The following is an 18,853-nucleotide window of genomic DNA, read 5'->3' as shown; positions in this document are numbered from 1 at the left end:
CATAATACCGGGGGGTGGTACAATTTTTCTGCGCCGCTCAGGGGAGAAAGCGGCCTGCATCCGGGAACGTCTGGCCCGAAAGGCCGTTCTGGAGTAAACACGCAGTCGGAGCGACGTGCTTTGCAAGACCTGAAAAGCGCGGAGACTTCCGAATATTCCGGTTACGGCTCCGAGAGTCTGCGCAAAGACATCAGGAACAGGGTGGATTACAGATGCTGTACGCTTCGACGGGGTGTTTCACTCTCACGGTGATCATGGGCGTCTGGCTCGCCATTTTCGCGGCCCGGTACAAGCGCCCCTTCAGCTTCCTCACGCCCGTGCATGTCGGCTCGGCCATTGTAGGCTCGATCTTTCTGGTCATCGCCATCAGCAACGGCGACAGCCGGCTCATGCTGAATGTGGCGCTTGCCGTGGCCATCGCGGCCTTCGGTGTGCTGATGGCCTTCTTCCGCAGGCGCGGCGCCATGATCGCGCCGCTCTATATGTGTCACATCCTTCTGGCGGTGATGTTCTATTTCTCGATGGTCTGCTTCACCATCTTCCCGAATTTCGGCCTCGACTGACCGCTGTTACAGGGCCGAAAGGCTCTTCCAGATCATATAGGCCGCAACCGTGAAGATGACGCACGCAAAGAACGTCGTCAGCGCCGCGCCGGAACCCGACAGACGCTTCGCCGCCCGGGTTCCGAGAAAACTGCCAACAATTCCCCCCGCTACAAACAGCGCCCCCATCACCCAGTCCACATAGCCCGAAAGCATGTAACTCAACGCCGTACTCGCCCCCAGCGCCGCCACGGCCACAAGAGATGTCCCCACAGCATTGAGAATGGGCATCCGCGTGCAGGCAATCAGCGCGGGCACGATCAGGAACCCGCCCCCGATCCCGAAAAACCCGGACAGAACACCCGTCCCGGCCCCGGCCATCATGACGCGCGGCATGTTCTGGCGATTGCATGCCGCCCCCGCCTCACTCTTGTTGCGCCGTCCCCGCAGCATGAGCACGCCCACCACGACCATCAGCAGCGCAAAACAGAGCAGCAGCTTCTGCCCGTTCACGGCCTTGCCGAACGCTGCCCCGATGAGCGCCCCCACCACACCGCAGGGCGCGAAAATGGCAGCGCATTTCCATTTGACCGTCCCCGCCCGGGCATGGCTGACCAGCCCGGTCAGCGCATTGACCGCCACGGCCATCGCGCTCGTCCCGATCGCGACATGGGGGTTCTTCACCCCCACCACATAGACCATCAGGGGAACGGCAAGGATGGACCCCCCGCCCCCGATCAGCCCCAGCGTGAACCCGATCAGGACACCGCAGGCCAGTTCAAGCGCAATCTGCACAACCGGTTCAGCCGTCCTTCTTCGCGTTCAACGGCTTGGGCGCAACCATGAGCTCGCGCCCCTTGAGCATGCCGTCCCAGTACATTAGCGGCATGACATATTTCTTGAGCCACCAGGCCAGACGCGTCGGCTTCTGCCCGTTGAGCAGCCATTTCGGCAGTGTCGGCGCCAGCTTCCCGCCATAACGGAACTCGGCCAGCACGATCCGCCCGTTCTCCACCGTCAGAGGACAGGCGCCATAACCTTCATATTCCGAAACCGGAGCCTGATGCTTCAGGAAGGCCAGCACATTGGTCGCCACCACGGGCGCCTGCACGCGGACCGCGGCAGCCGTCTTGGCCGAAGACGTCCCGATCACGTCACCAATGGCGAACACATCCGGGAAACGCACATGCTGCAACGTCGCCGGATTGACCTCAACGAACCCATCCGAACCTGCCAGCGCACTCTCGCGGATCACCTGCGGCGCACTCTGCGGCGGCACCACATGCAGCATATCGAACTTGCGCTCGACCCGCTCCACACCGTCCCCGACCTTGCGCTCGAACACGGCGGTCCGGTTCGGACCATCCACTTCCACCAACTTTGACCCGGTGTGCAGCCCGACGTGATAGCGCTTGATGTATTCCATCAGCGGCGGCACGAACTCCTTCACGCCAAACAGCCCCGGCGTTGCGGTGTCGAACTCAACCGAAATGCTGTCCAGCACACCCCGGCGCTTCCAGGCATCACAGGACAGATACACGGCCTTCTGCGGCGCACCGGCGCATTTGATCGGCATGGGCGGCTGCGTGAAGATCGCCGTACCGCTCTTGAGTTGCTGCACGAGCTGCCAGGTATAGGGCGCCAGATCGAAGCGGTAGTTCGACGTCACGCCGTTCTTGCCCAGCGTCTCCGCCAGCCCCGGAATGGCATTCCAGTTCAGCGTGATGCCCGTCGCCACGATCAGCGCATCATAGGAGACAACAGACCCGTCCCCCAGAACCACTTCCCGCACATCCGGCCGGAACAGCTTCGCCGCCTGCCGCACCCAGACGACATCCCTGGGCATGACATCCGCTTCCTTGCGGCGCGTCTGGGCCGCCTGAAAGACCCCCCCGCCCACAAGCGTCCAGCCCGGCTGGTAGAAATGCTCATTCGACGGCTCGACCACGCCGATGGACAGATGGCTGTTGCGCTTGAGCAGACTGCCCGCAACCGACAGCCCCCCCGCGCCACCGCCAATAATCAGCACCTGAAAATGTGCCGCTCCCTTGCGCGGCGCTGCGGACGGTGCCGCAACACTCTCGATCCGCCCCCGCAGACCGCTAACATCCACCCCGGCCTTGCCCGCCGCAGCAATGATCTCAGTCGCCGGACGCTTGCCCGCTTCCGCCAGAGCCCAGATCTGCGCCGCCCGCGCGCCTGACCGGCAATAACCGACAACCGGCGCCGGAAGCGTGGCCAGAGCCGTCCGTGTCTGCGCCACCTGCGCCTCATCCGGCACCGTCCCCGCCTTCACGGGAATGGCGGCGAATGCCAGCCCGGCCTCTTTGGCCGCTTCTTCAATCACCGGCATTTCCGGCTGGTCCGGGGCTTCCCCGTCAGGACGGAAACACAGGATCGTGCGAAAACCCTCTGCCTTCAGATCCACAATATCCTGCACGGTAATCTGGGGGGAAACGGCGTAGCTGTCGGTCAGATAACGGGTTGGCATGGGAACTCCAGAAACGGCTAAAATCTCGGGAAATAAGGTACAGGCGCGCCCAGGTCAGACGCGATTGACGGGAATTTTGATGTAGCTCACGCCATCAGCTTCAGGTTCGGGCAGATGCCCCCCGCGCATATTGACCTGCACGGAGGGCATCAGCAGACGCGGCATCGCCAGAGTGGCATCGCGCTCCGTCCGCATTTTCACGAATTCCTCTTCGCTCACGCCGTCATGAACATGGATGTTGTAATCCCGCTCATGCCCCACGGTCGTCAGCCAGGCATACTCGTCCCGGCCGGGCGCCTTGTAATCGTGGCACAGGAACAGCCGCGTCTCGACCGGAAGCGACAGCAGACGGCGGATGGAGCGGAACAGCTGGCGCGGATCCCCACCCGGGAAATCCGCCCGCGCCGTTCCGAAATCCGGCATGAAGATCGTATCGCCCACAAAGGCGGCATTGCCGATCACGAACGCCATGTCGGCCGGTGTATGGCCCGGAACATGCAGCACCGTCACGGGAAGGTCCCCGATCCGGAAGGTCTCGCCGTCGGTGAACAGATGATCGAACTGCGATCCGTCCCGCGCAAACCGCGTTCCGGCATTGAAGATCTTGCCGAACACCGCCTGAACCCGCGTGATATCCGCGCCGATCCCCAGCTTTCCGCCAATCTTTTCCTGCAGCCAGGGGGCGGCGGAGAGGTGATCGGCATGGGCATGCGTCTCAAGCTGCCAGTCGACGGTCAGACCTTCGCGCTCCACGTAATCGACGATCGCCTGCGCCGATCCATGGGACGTGCGACCGGCGGCTGCGTCATAATCGAGCACAGAGTCGATGACGGCTGCACGCTTCGTGACGGGACAATGGACGACGTGGCTCGCGGTATTCGTAGCTTCGTCGAAAAACGTACAGACAACGGGAGCGGGCGCCGTGCCTTCCTCGGTTCGCCGGATCTGGCCTGTTGCGGCCTGGACTGCTGCATCATGCATGGCGTTCACCTTCTGGCTGTGGAATGCCTTTACGACACTTTCATTAACTGTTAAGTTAATATTGTAAGTATTGCATGTCAAGCGCCCTGATGCTTTTGGAACCGGATCATGAACGTATCCCCTCCCGCTGAATCCTCCCTTCCGTTTCTGCGCATTGGCGACCGGGCTCCGGATTTCAGCGCCCGAACCACGCATGGCGAATTCATCATGAGCGCCCTGCGCGGACACTGGGTGCTGCTCTTCGCCCATCCGGCCGATTTCACGCCGGTCTGCACCAGCGAGTTCATCGCCCTGGCCCGCAGCGCGGAAGAGTTCCAGAAGCGGGACTGCGCCCTGCTCGGCATCTCGGCGGACAGCCTCCCGGCGCATCTTGCCTGGGTCGAGGCCATCAACACGCAGTTCGGGATCCAGATCCCTTTCCCCATCATCGAGGACCCCTCCCTCGCCGTCGCCCGCGCCTATGGCATGCTGGACAGCGCGGCACAGGACAGCGCCACCGTGCGCTCGGTTTTCGTGATCGACCCCTCGGGCATCATCCGCGCCATCCTGAACTATCCGGCCACGGTCGGGCGCTCCGTTCCCGAACTGCTGCGCCTGCTCTGCGCACTTCAGGAAGTGGACCGTGCAGGCGCGCTCACGCCTGAAAGCTGGCAGCCGGGACAGCGCACCGTCGCCCCCCCGCTCCAGACACAGGCCGCTGTGGAAAAGGCCGGTGCGACATGGTTCTTCCAGCCCATGCCCCGGGAGCGCTCATGACCGTCCTGCTTCCCCTTGAGAAAAGCCGCGAACTGGCGGAATGGCTTCGCATCCTCGCCCAGCCGCAGCGCCTCATGATCCTCTCCGCCCTGCTCGACAGCACCCATGCCGTCAGCGAGATCGAGACCATGACCGGCATCGGACAACCCACGCTGAGCCAGCATCTGGGCGCACTCAGGCGCGCCGGACTGATCGAATCCCAGCGCGAATCCCGTGCCATCCATTACTGCTGGACCGACACGCCGGATGCCCGCCGCGCACGCGCCCTGCTGATGAGCCTGCAGCCCGGCGCACTTCCGCCAGAGCTTCCTTCCCCCACACCGGAAACCACACCCGGGCCAGCAGCCTCGGCGCGGTTTGCCCGTATTCTTCACCCCTGACAATCCTCAATCAGGAATTGTCCGGTCCTTATTGAAGACAGCAGGGGAACTGTAGTTGCGATAAAGTTATTCGGGACTGAAACCGCAAAAAGTCCCATACGCTTACCTGAAGGTAAGGAGAAAGAATATGATCCGTTATTTTATCGCTCTGACCGGTCTGACATTTGCACTGACGCAGGCCGCAGGCGCTGCCACCCGCGAAGAACAGAAGCAGGCCTGTCAGGGCGACGCCATCCGTCTGTGTACGCTGGCCATTCCCAACGAAGCCAAGATCACCGCCTGCATGAAAAAGAAGATCGACCAGCTTTCCCCGAAATGCCGCGCGATGTTCACCCCGGTGCCACAGCCCAAGAAAGCCCCCGCCCCGAAGCCGAAACAGGACTGACCTGCGATCTCACGGGCGCGAACCGCTTTTGAAGAGACCCGAGGGAGACCGTGGGCAAAGACGAATAGGAAATTTTCAATTTTCGTAAATCCTCCCGCGCCCGTGACTGGTTTCTGTCCGGCAGAATGGGTATGGTGATTCCAGTGATTTTTCAAAGAGCACTGACACCATACTGCGAGCGTCAGGATCTGACATGACGGGTCTGGTGTCGTTACTGGACAGACCATACCCATGACCAGACAGCATGACCGCCGCAAAGTAACCCTCAAGGACGTGGCGGCGCAGGTCGGCGTCTCCCATACAACGGTCTCAAACGCCTATATCCGCCCCGGTCAGCTCTCCGCCGCCCTGCGCGAGAAGATCCTCGCCGCCGCACAGGAACTCGGCTACACCGGCCCCGATCCGGCCGCCAAGCAGCTCGCCACCGGCCGTGCCGGCGCGCTGGGCTTCCTCTTCAGCGAGGACCTGCCCTACGCCTTCACCGATCCCGCGGTCCTCAGCGTCCTCAACGGCGTCGCCCGCTCCTGCGACGAGCTGGAAACCGACCTCGCCCTGATTTCCGCCGGCAGCAACCTGCGCAACCGCACGGCCCCCGTCTCACTCGGCAACGCTGCCGTGGACGGTTACATCCTCTATTCCGTAGCCCCCGACAGCCGCTGCGTCATGATGGCCCAGCAGCGCAATGTCCCCCTCGTGGTGGTGGATCAGCCCCGCCTCAACGGCGTGCCCTATGTCGGGATTGACGATCGCGGCTCCGCCTACCGCGCAGCCAGGACGCTTCTCGATCTCGGCCACCGGCATTTCGGCATCCTGTCGCTCAAAACAGCCCATGACGGCTATTTCGGCCCGCTGACCGCCAAACGCCGCGCCAATATCGCCCACAGCACCATTGCCATGCGCCTTGAAGGCTATGTACTCGCGCTGCAGGAAGCCGGGATCGCGCCCGAAGACGTCCCCACCTGGGAAATCCCGATCAATTCCGAGGACATGGGCGCCCAGGGCGTGCGCCATCTCCTCAACCGCGCCCAGCGCCCGACCGCCATCCTCGCGATGAGCGACCGGGTGGCCATCGGCGCCATGCAGACCATCCGCGAGCTTGGCCTGAACATCCCGCAGGATGTGTCGATCTTCGGATTCGACGACATCCCCAAGGCCGAAACCGAAGACCTGAGCACGATCCGCCAGCCGCATGAGCGCAAAGGCACGGAAGCCGTCCGCCTGCTGAGCGCCGCCACGGGAAGCAGCGAAAACGTCATCCTCGACACCGAACTGGTTCTGCGGGGCAGTATCGGCCCCGCCGTCTGAGTTTCCCTTTCAGGAGACCTTCAGCCCTTGAGCGCCGCCGGAAGATCCGCGAAAGCGTCGATCCGCAGATCCGGCCCCAGTGCGGCGCATTGCTGCGACGACCCATGACCATAACTGGCCCAGCATGAGGCGATCCCGGCGTTACGGGCGAACTGGAGGTCGGCCACGGTATCGCCCACCATCAGGAAAGCCGAACGCGGCAGATCGGGAAAGAGCGGAAGCACGCGCTCTTCCATCACGCGCGGATCGGGCTTGTGCGGAAAATTCGGCTCCGACGCCACAACACCGCTGAAAAATGGTTCCAGCCCGAACCGCGCCATGCTCGCATGAACTGTAGGCGCATGCTTGTTGCTGAGAATGGCGAGGGTTTTTCCCTGTTCCTTCAGAGCGACCAGCGTCTCCACCACCCCGTCGAACAGGACCGTCTCTTCCTCGTCGGCCGCCGGATAGAACGCGCGGTAGTGCCGCACGAATGAAGCGGCGTCGCGTTCGTCGCTTTTAGGTGCAATCGCCTGGAACAGGGTCTGGAGCGTCCCGCCCCGCGTCAGTTCCTGTTTGAGGACATCCGCGGAAGGTGCTGTCACACCAACCGCATCAAAGGCCTCTTTGAGGCTACGCAGAATGGCTGGCTGCGTCTCCGCCAGAGTGCCGTCATAGTCGAGGAGAAGGATCGGAAAACGTGTCATATCCCCTTTTCCCCCGCCCGGCGCCGGAAATCCATCCCCCCGGTCCAACAACAGGCCGATGCCTTACTCCGCGCGCTCTGCCACACCCGTCAGGAGCGCCCGGAGGCCCGGCAGGATCGCAATCAGCAATCCCCCCGGCGGCTGCGGGCTATGCGCGGATGCCAGCATGCTGGCCGAGTTTTCAAAGGCCGCCTGCTGTTCCTGAAGCAGCCGGTTCGCATCCATCCGCCAGGCCGAACCGTCCCGCCCGTCCAGCACCCCGAGCCCCGCGCGCGACAGCAGACCGACGGCATGCGACACCGGCACGACCGCCTCCAACACCGGAACGCCCTTCGCGCCCGTCACAAACGCCGCGTCATTGTCCGACCAGCGCTGAAGCATCTGCCGCAGCGGGGCCGCAAGCGCGCGCTCGCCCCGGACATACCGCGCGGCCATCACATTGAACCGCAAAGCTACGAACGCATCCGGGTCTGTCACCGCAACCGGCGCGGACAGCATCGCATCCCCGCTGGATGCAGCGAGATGGTTGAGAGCGTAGTTGCGGACCGGGACCGTCACCTCGGTCAGGATCTTCAGCGCCTCCGAATGCCCCGGCGCCATGGCCTCACGCATGGCTTCCCGATGCTGCGTCGCCTGCAGCCCGGTCGCCTCAAGCTCCGCCATCACAAGCGGCAGGCGCCGTTCCAGATCGGAAACATCGCGTACATCCTGCGCGGACCAGAACCGCTCGGCCAGAGCCGTCATCCGGGGCCACAGCCGCCCATCCAGCATCGGCTCGGACACCATTTCCGCCCAGAGCGTGCCTTCAGCCCCCATGACCAGCGCCTTCTGCCCCTCATCCAGCGGCGGGGCATGCTCGTCCATCGCGAACGGCACCGAAAATTCAGGATGTTTGGGCGGATATTTCGCCAGCTGATCCGCCGTGATCCCCTCGGCCTTCGTATCAAACGGATCGACCGCATAATGGGCGGCGGACGGCCGCAGCAGATCCAGATAATACCCCGCCGACACCACAACCGGATGCCCGGCCTGCGTCGCCGTCCCGGTCCATTTCGAGGCCCGCCAGGGTTCGACGACGACATTTTTGGGGATCGGCGCCTCGCTGACCTCGTCCCAGCCCATCATGACATGACCCTGGGCGGAAACGATCTTCGCGACCTCTCCCGTAAAAGCCGCCTGAAGCGCAGCGGCCGTCTCGAAGCCATGCGCCTTCATATAGGCCGCAATGGCCGGATTCTTCGTCCACTGGGAGGAAACGACCTCATCGCCACCGGTATGAACATAACGGTCCGGAAAAAGTCCGCCCATCTCCCCGTACAGCACGCGCACAAAGCGCAATGTCTGCGGATTGGTCGGGTCCAGCGCGGCATTGTTGAGATTCAGGCCCTTGGTGGTCACATCCGGCAGAGGCTGGGCCGCCAGTTCGGGATAGGCCTGAAGGATCGCCAGCGCATGGCCGGGCACGTCGATTTCCGGTACGACACGGATGCCGCGGTCAGCCGCATAGGCCACGACCTCGCGGATCTGCGCCTGCTTGTAATACTGGCCGTGCGATGCCACAGTCTGGAGCTTCGGGAACATCCGGCTCTCGACCCGGAAGGCGGCTCCGTCGCTCAGATGCCAGTGCAGGACATTGAGCTTGACCAGTTCCATCGCATCGAGCTGACGCTCGACGGTCTCGACCGTGTCGAAATGCCGCGACACATCCATCAGCAGACCGCGCCAGGCAAACCGGGGCGCATCATCAATATGAACCCGCTCCACCACAGCCCCCTGCGGCGTGGCCCGGACAAGCTGAAGCAGCGTCGCCAGCCCGTGGATCACACCCGCCGGTCCGTCCGCCTCCAGCCGTGCGCCGGTGGCGGATGTCGTGAGCGCATAACGCTCCTTTTCATCCACGCTGAGATAAGCCCGGTCCAGCCCGACCGAAACATGCAGCACATAGGGAGCACCATGCCCCGCAGGCCCGGCGATCGCGGTCAGACGTGTCGTAAACCGTGCCACCGCCCGCTGAAGCAGGGGCGACGGTCGCGTATCCCATACGATCTGAACCCCGCCACCAATGGAGGCGACGCCGTTGGAGACCGAAACAGTCTGCGGCACGGGCAGCAGGGTCTCTTCCGCCCGCGCAACACTCCCCAGCCCTCCTCCCAGTTCTCCGGCCAGCACACTTCCCGCAAGAAGCAGCCACGCCGCGCGGAAAAACCTGCGGGAAGAACTCAGGCCGCGAGGCGAGGCGGTATGCGTCATACGGGGTTTTCCTCGGAAAATCGGAAGATCAGTGCGTATCGGTAGCGGGTGGAAGCGCATCGAGCATCCGCTGCGCATCATCGGCCGAGAGCGTGATGCCATAGAAATCATGATAGAAAGACCGGATCGACCGGATCATCGCCGGGACATCCACCTGCCCGGTCTGGACGATCTGCCGGGCCCAGATCACCTGAAGCATCAATTCCGGGCCATAGCGGTCCCAGGGAAAAAGACCCGTCGGATTGCGATAGACCCGCCCCGACTGCACGGCCTTGAGCTTCGACCAGACGGGGTCCTTTTTCAGGGCTGCCGGATCGCCCGCATTGGCAGCGACGATCAGAATATCCGGGTTCCAGGACAGAACCTGCTCAATGGAAACAGGCTGCTTGTTGCCGTGAATCCCCTGCGCCGCATTCTGCCCGCCTGCACTGCGGATCCACTGGTCAATGATGCTGTCATCACCGTCCACCCGCAGCGGCTTGAGGGACTCCACATGCAGCACGCGGGGCCCCTGCGGGTTGGTCGGGGCCTGCGAGACGACCTGAAGGAATGCCGAGCGATAGGCCTGCGCCCGTTTGGCGGCCATCGGCGTCTGAAGCAGGGTCGCGGTCCCGTCCACGCAGTCGAGCATCGCGTCGAAGCGGTCGAACCCTTCGGGAGCCACGTTCAGTCCCGCGCGTGTCAGGGCCTCGGCGGAATGGCCCGAGTTGGTGACGAATACCAGATCGGGATGCAGCGCCAGCAGTTCTTCCGCATTCAGATTGCCCGGATCCAGCGTCTCCGCCTTCGCCAGTTCCGGCACCAGACGGAACATCCAGGGCAGCATCGCCGGACGCGCCACGGTGCCCACGATCCGGTCCTGCGCGCCCAGCATGATAAGCGTCGCATTATGCGCGTACCAGCCTTCCACGATCCGCGCAGGCGGAGCGGCATACGCCACAGGCGCCGGTAGGGATATGGCCAGCGCCCCGCCCAGCAGGGTCGCCGGGAGCGTGAGGGCCGAAAACCGCTTCAAGAGTTGTGAGAGTGTCATTTCTCGTCCCTTCCATGATGGAAAAAGCGGTTTCCGGCATGGTCCGTCTGGGTCAGAGGCACACCGTAAAGCGCTGACATCCGTTGCGCCGTCACAACATCCTGTGGCGGCCCGTCCGCGTCAATCCGGCCGTGATCGAGGACCAGAACCCGGCTTGCGCGGACATACAGTTCTTCCGGCCGGTGCGAGGTGAGCATAACAAGCCGGCCTTCCCGCGCAAGATCCGCCAGCAGCGCCATCAGCCTCAACTGATACCCGTAATCCAGCCCGGTCATCGGCTCATCCAGCAGCAGGCCCTGCGCGTCCTGCGCAATGGCCCGCGCCAGCACGACCCGCTGGCGCTCCCCGCCGGAAAGTTCCGTCACCGGACGATCCGCAAATCCCGACAGCCCCATCCGCTCCAGCGCGGCATCAACGGCCAGCCGGTCTTTCGAAGACAGCCGCCCCGTCAGCCCGGAATAAGGCACACGCCCCAGTTCCACCATCCGCCGCACCGTATAGGGAAAGGTCGCGACATGACTTTGCGGCACATAGGCGAGATGCCGCGCAATGGCAGAAGCCGACCATTTCCGCAGAGAGCGCCCTTCCAGAAAAACATCTCCGACCGAAGGCATCAGAAACCCCATCAGCAGCCGCAGCAGCGTACTCTTGCCCGCCCCGTTCAGACCCAGCAGCCCGACCAGCTCGCCCTTTTCCAGCGAGAGATCGATGCCCTCCAGCACGAGAGCATTCCCCCGTGGCTGACGAAATCCCAGGTTCCGGCACGACAGCAGCGTCATGCCACCCCACTCCGCAGACGCCGCAACACCAGCACGAAGGCCAGCGCCCCGAAAAGCTGCGTGACGATCCCGAGCGGGACCTCCCCCGTCGTCAGACTGCGCGCACAGGTATCGGCCAGTACCAGCCCGGCCGCCCCCAGAAGCGCCGTCACCGGCATCATGCTCCGATGCTCCGCCCCGGCCAGAAGCCGCGCGACATGCGGTACCAGAAGCCCGATCCAGCCAATGATCCCCGCCATCGAGATCGTCATGGCACAGGCCAGCGTTGCCAGAACAATCAGCGCCGGCCGCATGACCCGCACCGACACGCCCAGACTGCGCGCCTCGTCATCCCCGAGCGACAGCACATCAAGCACCGGCGCACACAGAACCAGCGCCACCGTCAGAACAATCAGCGGCCCCGACATCCAGGCCAGTTCCTGCCATCCGCTCGGTGCCAGACTGCCCAGCAACCAGTTCACGATGGCCGGGAGTTGATCCATCGGATCGGCCAGATATTTCACCAAAGACAGTAATGCGGTGAAGATCGCATTCCCGATCAGACCGCCCAGAAGCAGCGTCAGGATCCCCCCACCGGGCAGCGTCCTGCTGATCAGCAGTCCCGTCCCGACAGCCAGCAGACCGCCGCCGAACGCACCCATCTGCACCACAACCGCCGACCCGCCACTGACGATACTGAGCGCAGCACCAAACGCCGCCCCACTCAGAACCCCAAGCAGATCGGGCGAGACCAGCGGATTGCGGAACACCGCCTGATAGGTCGCTCCCCCGCAGGACAGCGCACTCCCGACCAGCAGCGCCGCCAGAATACGCGGCAGTCGCGCCTGCATGACGACAACCTGCGCCACGGGATCACTCGCGGGAGACAGATGCAGCAGAGACCCAAATACCCCCATCACGCGCAGCGGCGACAGCGGATACCGCCCCAGGCAGAGCGCGCACAGGACGCTCAGGATGACAAAGGCCAGTGCGAGAGACCGGATCAGGGCAGGACGGGGGGAAATAACGCTTCCTCTCGGCAGAACGGCCAATCTGCCGCCGGGAAATCATAAGCCAAGCCTTCCCGCATCACCAGAACCCCACCGGGGGATAGGCCAAGGCAGAAACCGGGGTCTGAACTCCCCTCGGAACAGGTCCTGGAAGTCCGTCAGAAGCATAGGAGGCTTTTGACACTCGGTGTCAGAATATTCGCCGAGAGACATACTTGCCACAGAAGCAATGTAACAGACCCTCACGACACCCCATCAATATCCTTCTCATATCCGTGCAGAGTCCACCTCAGGGAATACTGCAATCAGGACCGAGAATATCCCGTATTAACGCTGAAAGAGCGCAAAATCTGTGTTATTTTCATGACAGAGGCGACATTTATTTCCGGAAACACCCGGTTTTGAGATAACGCAATCTTTCCTTTCACGGCTCCGTGCCCTAGGTTGCACCCAACTGCCATCTTTTGTGGCAAACAATTTCAAACCTGCCGGGACAGTTTAAGCATGCTCAAACGGATAGCTGCCGCCGTCATTGGCCTTGGCGCAGTGGGAGGCATCGGCTTTCTTGCCTATGCCTGGTACCCCGCCATTGCCCCGATCGCGCGGCCAGCCGCATCGTCATTCTCCGCAGACGCCATCAGCCGTGGCGAAATCGTGGCGAATGGCGGCTACTGTGCGGAATGTCATACCCGCGTGGATGGCAAGCCCGGCCCCGAACTGGCCGGCGACTTCAAGATGGCCACACCCTTTGGTGACATCTTTTCGTCCAACATCACGCCTGATGAAGAATGGGGAATCGGCAACTGGTCGCTGGCCGCGTTCAAGCGCGCCATGAACAAGGGCATCGCCCGCGACGGCTCCCAACTCTATCCGGCGTTCCCGTTCGACCATTTCACGAAGGTCAGCGATCAGGACGTCTCGGACCTGTACGCCTATCTGATGACGCGCCCGGCCATCCACATGAAGCCGCGTGACAATACAGTCCCCTTCCCGATCAACATCCGCCTGATCGGCCAGGGCTTCTGGAAACTGCTGTTCTTCACCCCGGGCCGCTACCAGAACGACCCGAAGCATGACGCACAGTGGAACCGCGGCGCATACCTCGCCGAAGGCAACGAGCATTGCGGCGCCTGCCATACGCCGCGTAACCTTCTCGGGGCCGAGAAGATGAGCAGTGTCTATGACGGTGCGGTCATCGACGGCTGGATTGCCCCGCCGCTGAACGACCACAACCCGACGCCCGTCGTCTGGACCGAAGACGAGCTGTTCCAGTACCTGCGCTTCGGCGTAGCCCCGCTGCACGGTTCCGCCGCAGGCCCGATGTCGCCCGTTCCGCACCGCTTCCTCTCCAAGATCCCCGAGGAAGATGTGCATGCCATCGCACATTATTATGCGGACGTGGACAAGGCTGCCCAGCGCAGTGCTGGCGATCAGGCCGCGATCTCCCGTGCCATGCAGATGTCCGGCCGTGACCTGACGGGTCCGCAGCCGCTCGACGAAGACGCACGCCTGTATCAGGGAGCCTGTGGCGCCTGCCATTACAATTCCGGCCCGAACCCCGTTCTGGGTCGCCCGGAACTGGCCTTGAACAACGCGCTGTGGCTGGATGAGCCGAACAACCTCTATCAGGTCATGCTGCACGGCATCACCGCGGAGGAAGGTCAGGACCACATCTCGATGCCGAGCTTCTATTCCGGCCTGTCCGATCATGACATGGCCCGCATCGCCGCGTATCTGCGTCGCACACGCACCACGCTGCCCCCCTGGACGGATCTGGAGAAGAAGGCTGCCAGCGCGCGCGCCACGCTCGAAGCTCCGCCCATCAACGCTTCGCACTGATCCGGGCAGGACTGGGAAAACAGGACATGACCACGAAATTTGAACTCAACGGACAGCCCGTTACGGTCGACGCCCCGGCAGACACCCCCCTGCTCTGGGTCATCCGTGACGATCTGAACCTGACCGGCACCAAGTTCGGCTGCGGCATCGGTGAATGCGGCGCCTGCACCGTCCATGTGGGCGGCCGCGCCACACGCTCCTGCATCACGCCACTCTCCGCCGTCGAAGGCGCCTCGATCACCACGATCGAAGGCCTCGACCCGGAAGGCAACCACGTCGTGCAGGTCGCCTGGCGTGACCAGCAGGTGCCACAGTGCGGCTACTGCCAGTCCGGTCAGATCATGCAGGCCGCAAGCCTCCTGAAGGACTACCCGAACCCGACGGACGACCAGATTGACGGCGTGATGGGCGGCAGCCTCTGCCGCTGCATGACCTATATCCGCATCCGCAAGGCCATCAAGGAAGCTGCCTCAAGGCAGCAGGAAGGCGCCAACAATGGCTAAAATCGAACAGATTGCGAAAAAGAGCGACGCCACGCGCCTCTCCCGCCGCAACTTCCTGATGACGGCCGCAGGCGCCGGGCTGATGTTCGGTTTCGCCCGCAAGGCCGGCGCCGCGACGACCCTGCCCTCCGCCATGCCGCCGGAAGCCGCGTTCGAGCCCAATATCTGGTGCGCCATCGCCCCGGACGGGTCGATCAACGTCAACATCGTCCGCGCCGAAATGGGCCAGCATGTCGGCACCGCCCTCGCCCGCATCATCGCGGACGAGATGGATGCCGACTGGGACAAGATCAAGATCACGCAGGTCGACACCGCCCCGAAATGGGCTGGCAAATACGTCACCGGTGGGTCCTGGTCCGTGTGGGACACCTGGGACACATTCCGTCAGGCCGGTGCCGCCGCCCGTAGCGTGATGCTGACCGAGGGCGCAAAGCTCCTCGGCACCACGCCGGACCGCTGCACGGTCAGTGAGAGCGTCGTCTCCGCTGGTGGCAAGAGCGTCTCCTTCGGTGACATCGTCGCCCGCGCCAAGCCGACCCAGACCTTCACACCCGAAGAGATGGCCAGGCTGCCGCTCAAGCCGACGACCAACCGCCGCCTGATCAGCAAGCAGGTCCCGGCTCTCGACATTCCGGACAAGACGACCGGCAAGGCGATCTACGGCATCGACGTCAAGCTCGACGGCATGGTCTATGGCCGTCCGAAAATGCCGCCGACCCGCTACGCCGCAAAGGTCATCTCCGTGGACGACAGCGCCGCGAAGAAGATCCCGGGCTATGTGCGCTACGTCGTGCTGGACGATCCCTCCGGCATCGTTCCGGGCTGGGTCGTGGCACTGGCGAAGACCTATCCCGCCGCAATCCGCGCCGCCGATGCCCTGAAGGTCCAGTGGAATCCCGGCCCGACGATCAACGTCTCCGAGGCGGACATCATCGAACACGGCCGCAAGCTGGCCGCCGACCCGAAGAACGGCACCCGCGTCTTCAACGACAAGGGTGTGGACGAAGCCCTGACCATCCATCCCGGTCAGGTCTTCGAGCGCAGCTACACCTGTGCCTCGGTCGCGCATTACCAGCTCGAACCGGTGAACGCCGTGGCCCGCCACATTGACGGCATGTGGGAAATCCACACCGGCAACCAGTGGCAGTCCCTGATCCTGCCGCAGCTCGCCAAGTCGCTTCAGGTCCCCGAAGAGCAGGTCGTCATGCGCACCTACATGCTCGGCGGCGGCTTCGGACGTCGTCTGAATGGTGATTACTGCATCCCCGCGGCCCTTGCGTCCAAGGCCATCGGCGGCGCACCGGTCAAGCTGATCCTGACCCGTTCCGATGACATGGAGCTGGATTCCATCCGCTCGCCGTCCATCCAGACGATCAAGGTTGCGCTCGACAACGACCGCAAGAAGATCGTGGGCATGGACTATGTCGCGGTCGCAGGATGGCCGACGCAGGTCATGGCTCCGGCCTTTCTCGCCACGGGCGAAGACGGCAAGAAATACGATCCGTTCGCCATCGCCGGCGCCGATCACTGGTACGAAACCGGTCCGACCCGCGTCCGCGCCGTCAGCAACGATCTGGCCAATGCGACCTTCCGTCCCGGCTGGCTGCGCTCGGTCAGTGCCGGCTGGACCCCGTGGGCGCTGGAATGCTTCCTCGACGAGCTGGCCCATTCCACGAAGCAGGACCCGCTGGCCTTCCGCCTGTCCATGTTCACGGCGCAGGGCCGCAACGCCGGTCAGGCTCCGAACTCCGTGGGTGGCGCCAAGCGTCAGGCCGCCGTGCTCCAGCGTCTGGCTGACAAAATCGGTTATGCCAACAAGCAGCTCCCGGCCGATACCGGTATCGGCATCGCCACCAGCTTCGGTCAGGAACGCGGCATGCCGACCTGGACGGCCGGTGCGGCACAGGTTCATGTCGATCGCAGGACGGGCGTGATCACCTGCCAGAAGCTCTGGCTCGTGCTTGATGCCGGCACCATCGTCGATCCGGGCGGGGCACTCGCCCAGACCGAAGGCGCGGCGCTGTGGGGTCTGAGCATGGCCCTGTTCGAAGGCACCGAGATCGTCAACGGCACGATCAAGGACCGCAACCTCAACACCTACACCCCGCTGCGCATCCCCGATGTGCCGGATATGGACATCGAGTTCATCCAGAACACCGAAAAGCCCACGGGCCTCGGTGAGCCGGGGGTCACGGTCGTCGCTCCCGCCATTGGCAACGCGCTCTTCAACGCCGTTGGCATCCGCCTGCGTCACATGCCGATGCGCCCTGCCGACGTCCGCCGCGAACTGAAGCAGCATACGAGCTGATCCAGTCCGCAGATCACGAGAAAGGCCGCAGTCCTCCCGGACCTGCGGCCTTTTTCATACGTGGCGACAGGGCCACATCCCATAATCCGGACGGGATAGGTCTTGCCAAAAACCCCAAAAGTCGTGAGAGACTGAGCCGTTCAGGAACCAGCAGGAGCCGGAACGACGATACGCCGCCGGAAAAAGGACGAACTGTGAGCTGGTTTTACGAAGAACATGGCACCCGCAAGGGGCCGGTGTCCGCAGACGGGATGAAAGCCCTGGTCACGGAAGGGATCATCGGACATTCCACCCTGTGCTGGACCGAAAGCTTCGGCGGCGAATGGCACCCGGCCGGAAGCTGCGTGTTCTGGCCGCCCCAGCCCGAAGGTGTTCCCCCGGCCCTTCCCGCAAGCCTGATCTCGAACCGCTGGCTGTGGCTCAGCCTGATCGGCCCGTTCTTCGGCAGCATGGCGATCGGAATTCTGGAGGGATTCGGCCTCATTCCGGCGTTCGCGAGCAATATCGGCACCATGGTCGTCAGTGTGGGGATTTTCTACTGCGCGCTGATCATGGACCGCCGCAGCCTGCTGGCGGCGGGCTTCCGTCCCGGCACGATCCTGTGGGTCCTCCTGCCCCCGCTCTATTTCTGGCGTCGCATCCAGATCGTGGGGCACGGCATGCTGCTCTTTTTCCTGTCGGTGCTGGTGTTCCTGTGCGAGTTCATTCCCGCGATCACCAATGGCTGGCACATCATGCCGGACGAAGGCCTCTCCAGCTACGTCTCCCGCCGCTACTACGAACTGTAAGCCCTCAGCAGTACCGGCGGTAAAACGCTTCGACCCTGCTGGCTGCCGCACCGATCCTGTAGCGCGACATATCCCACTGGCGCGGCACGGCACTTTCCAGACGCCGCAGCCCTTCCGTCAGCGCCCCCAGACTGTCCGGCGCCACCAGACAGTCCGGCGCATCCGCCAGAATATCCTTCACGCCCCCAGCCGCCGTAGCGCAGACTGGTAATCCAGCTTCCATGGCCTCCAGCAGCACCAGCCCGAACGGCTCATGCCGTGAGGGGACGATAAACGCATCGAACGCCGCCAGAAGATCGGGCATGTCCGTGCGGTAGCCGGTGAAGATGATGTCAGGACGCCCCTGTGCCGCCTGTTGCAGCGCGCCACGCTCCGGCCCGTCGCCCACCATAACGAGACGGGTTCCGGGCTTCAGCTCCGCCTGTTGCCAGGCCTGGATCAGAAGCCCGAAGTTCTTTTCCTCCACCATCCGTCCCGCCGCGCCGATCACGACGCCGCCGTCCGGAATGTTCCATTCCCGCCGCATCCGCTCCCGCAGAGCCGTGCGCGCTTCACAGGTTGATGCCGGAGGTACCGTCCAGTTGGGGATCAGCGCAGAGGCGTCACGCTGTTTTTCCGGCAGGGCCTCCTGCTGCCAGGACGCAATGCAGACCAGCCCGTCATGCGCGCCATAGCTGCGACCGCGATAGGAGGTGTGCAGCGTGGCCACCACCGGAACGGACCCCGCCAGACCCGCCCGGCGCAGCCAGCTCACGCGGGCGGAGGCACGGCCGAGATGGGTATGGACGATATCATGACGGCCGCTGCGCAGCTCGGAGGCCAGCGCAGGGAGATAGCC

At 63.6% G+C, this 18,853-nt stretch carries 18 protein-coding genes; 9 read left to right on the top strand and 9 right to left on the bottom strand.

Annotated elements, in window-relative coordinates; genetic code table 11:
- Positions 1-212 precede the first annotated feature (212 nt).
- Positions 213-563 (top strand): hypothetical protein, encoded by a 351-nt coding sequence (locus KP701_RS08190; RefSeq protein ID WP_153429962.1) that lies wholly within the window; start codon positions 213-215, stop codon positions 561-563.
- Between the two features lie 6 nt (positions 564-569).
- Here the strand turns inward: KP701_RS08190 and KP701_RS08185 are convergent, their stop codons facing one another.
- From KP701_RS08185 to KP701_RS08175, 3 genes are read right to left on the bottom strand one after another with little or no spacing between them, the layout of a single operon-like run.
- Positions 570-1,337 (bottom strand): sulfite exporter TauE/SafE family protein, encoded by a 768-nt coding sequence (locus KP701_RS08185; protein WP_215746744.1) that lies wholly within the window; start codon positions 1,335-1,337, stop codon positions 570-572.
- 7 nt (positions 1,338-1,344) lie between these two features.
- Positions 1,345-3,033, bottom strand: coding sequence for a bifunctional protein tyrosine phosphatase family protein/NAD(P)/FAD-dependent oxidoreductase (locus KP701_RS08180; RefSeq protein WP_215746743.1), 1,689 nt, complete (start codon positions 3,031-3,033; stop codon positions 1,345-1,347).
- Between the two features lie 54 nt (positions 3,034-3,087).
- Positions 3,088-4,014 carry an MBL fold metallo-hydrolase gene (locus KP701_RS08175; protein ID WP_215746742.1) on the bottom strand — a complete coding sequence of 309 codons (927 nt, stop codon included), beginning with the start codon at positions 4,012-4,014 and terminating at the stop codon, positions 3,088-3,090.
- Positions 4,015-4,122: 108 nt separating this feature from the next.
- Between KP701_RS08175 and KP701_RS08170 the strand changes: the two genes are divergently transcribed.
- From KP701_RS08170 to KP701_RS08155, 4 genes are all read left to right on the top strand, one after another.
- Positions 4,123-4,770 (top strand): peroxiredoxin, encoded by a 648-nt coding sequence (locus KP701_RS08170; RefSeq protein ID WP_215746741.1) that lies wholly within the window; start codon positions 4,123-4,125, stop codon positions 4,768-4,770.
- A complete protein-coding gene (locus KP701_RS08165) occupies positions 4,767-5,150 on the top strand; it encodes a helix-turn-helix transcriptional regulator (RefSeq protein WP_011252152.1) in 384 nt (127 codons plus the stop codon). Before KP701_RS08170 ends, KP701_RS08165 begins: the two co-directional genes overlap by 4 nt.
- A gap of 127 nt (positions 5,151-5,277) precedes the next feature.
- Positions 5,278-5,535, top strand: coding sequence for a hypothetical protein (locus tag KP701_RS08160; protein WP_215746740.1), 258 nt, complete (start codon positions 5,278-5,280; stop codon positions 5,533-5,535).
- 231 nt (positions 5,536-5,766) lie between these two features.
- A complete protein-coding gene (locus tag KP701_RS08155; protein WP_225197411.1) occupies positions 5,767-6,840 on the top strand; it encodes a LacI family DNA-binding transcriptional regulator in 1,074 nt (357 codons plus the stop codon).
- A 20-nt stretch (positions 6,841-6,860) separates the two neighbouring features.
- On the opposite strand, the gene KP701_RS08150 is transcribed toward KP701_RS08155, so the two are convergent.
- The 5 genes from KP701_RS08150 to KP701_RS08130 form a co-directional block, all read right to left on the bottom strand.
- The gene (locus KP701_RS08150) at positions 6,861-7,526 is read right to left on the bottom strand and encodes an HAD family hydrolase (protein WP_215746739.1); all 666 of its coding nucleotides are present in this window, start codon (positions 7,524-7,526) and stop codon (positions 6,861-6,863) included.
- Positions 7,527-7,589: 63 nt separating this feature from the next.
- Complete coding sequence (locus KP701_RS08145) at positions 7,590-9,776, bottom strand: family 20 glycosylhydrolase (protein WP_215746738.1); 2,187 nt, start codon at positions 9,774-9,776, stop codon at positions 7,590-7,592.
- 28 nt (positions 9,777-9,804) lie between these two features.
- Entirely contained in the window at positions 9,805-10,809 is a 1,005-nt protein-coding gene (locus KP701_RS08140; RefSeq protein WP_215746737.1) for an ABC transporter substrate-binding protein, read from the bottom strand.
- Complete coding sequence (locus tag KP701_RS08135) at positions 10,806-11,588, bottom strand: ABC transporter ATP-binding protein (RefSeq protein ID WP_215746736.1); 783 nt, start codon at positions 11,586-11,588, stop codon at positions 10,806-10,808. The genes KP701_RS08140 and KP701_RS08135 overlap by 4 nt, the downstream gene beginning before the upstream one ends.
- The gene (locus tag KP701_RS08130; RefSeq protein ID WP_215746735.1) at positions 11,585-12,619 is read right to left on the bottom strand and encodes an iron ABC transporter permease; all 1,035 of its coding nucleotides are present in this window, start codon (positions 12,617-12,619) and stop codon (positions 11,585-11,587) included. Before KP701_RS08130 ends, KP701_RS08135 begins: the two co-directional genes overlap by 4 nt.
- A gap of 462 nt (positions 12,620-13,081) precedes the next feature.
- Here KP701_RS08130 and KP701_RS08125 point away from each other — a divergent pair, with 462 nt between their 5' ends.
- The 4 genes from KP701_RS08125 (at position 13,082) to KP701_RS08110 (ending at position 18,015) form a co-directional block, all read left to right on the top strand.
- Positions 13,082-14,416, top strand: coding sequence for a cytochrome c (locus tag KP701_RS08125; RefSeq protein WP_215746734.1), 1,335 nt, complete (start codon positions 13,082-13,084; stop codon positions 14,414-14,416).
- Positions 14,417-14,442: 26 nt separating this feature from the next.
- Entirely contained in the window at positions 14,443-14,919 is a 477-nt protein-coding gene (locus KP701_RS08120) for a (2Fe-2S)-binding protein (RefSeq protein WP_062497722.1), read from the top strand.
- Positions 14,912-17,227, top strand: a complete 2,316-nt coding sequence (locus tag KP701_RS08115; protein ID WP_215746733.1) for a xanthine dehydrogenase family protein molybdopterin-binding subunit — start codon at positions 14,912-14,914, stop codon at positions 17,225-17,227. The genes KP701_RS08120 and KP701_RS08115 overlap by 8 nt, the downstream gene beginning before the upstream one ends.
- 194 nt (positions 17,228-17,421) lie before the next feature.
- Entirely contained in the window at positions 17,422-18,015 is a 594-nt protein-coding gene (locus KP701_RS08110) for a DUF4339 domain-containing protein (RefSeq protein ID WP_215746732.1), read from the top strand.
- 4 nt (positions 18,016-18,019) lie between these two features.
- Here the strand turns inward: KP701_RS08110 and KP701_RS08105 are convergent.
- Positions 18,020-18,853, bottom strand: an 834-nt coding sequence (locus KP701_RS08105) for a glycosyltransferase family 4 protein (protein ID WP_215746731.1), incomplete at its 5' end; no start/stop codon positions are given.

This window comes from Gluconobacter sp. P1C6_b (assembly GCF_018811945.1).
Lineage (GTDB): Bacteria > Pseudomonadota > Alphaproteobacteria > Acetobacterales > Acetobacteraceae > Gluconobacter.
The sequence above is the reverse complement of the archived record's forward strand: the minus strand, read 5'-3'. Positions and strand labels throughout refer to the sequence as shown.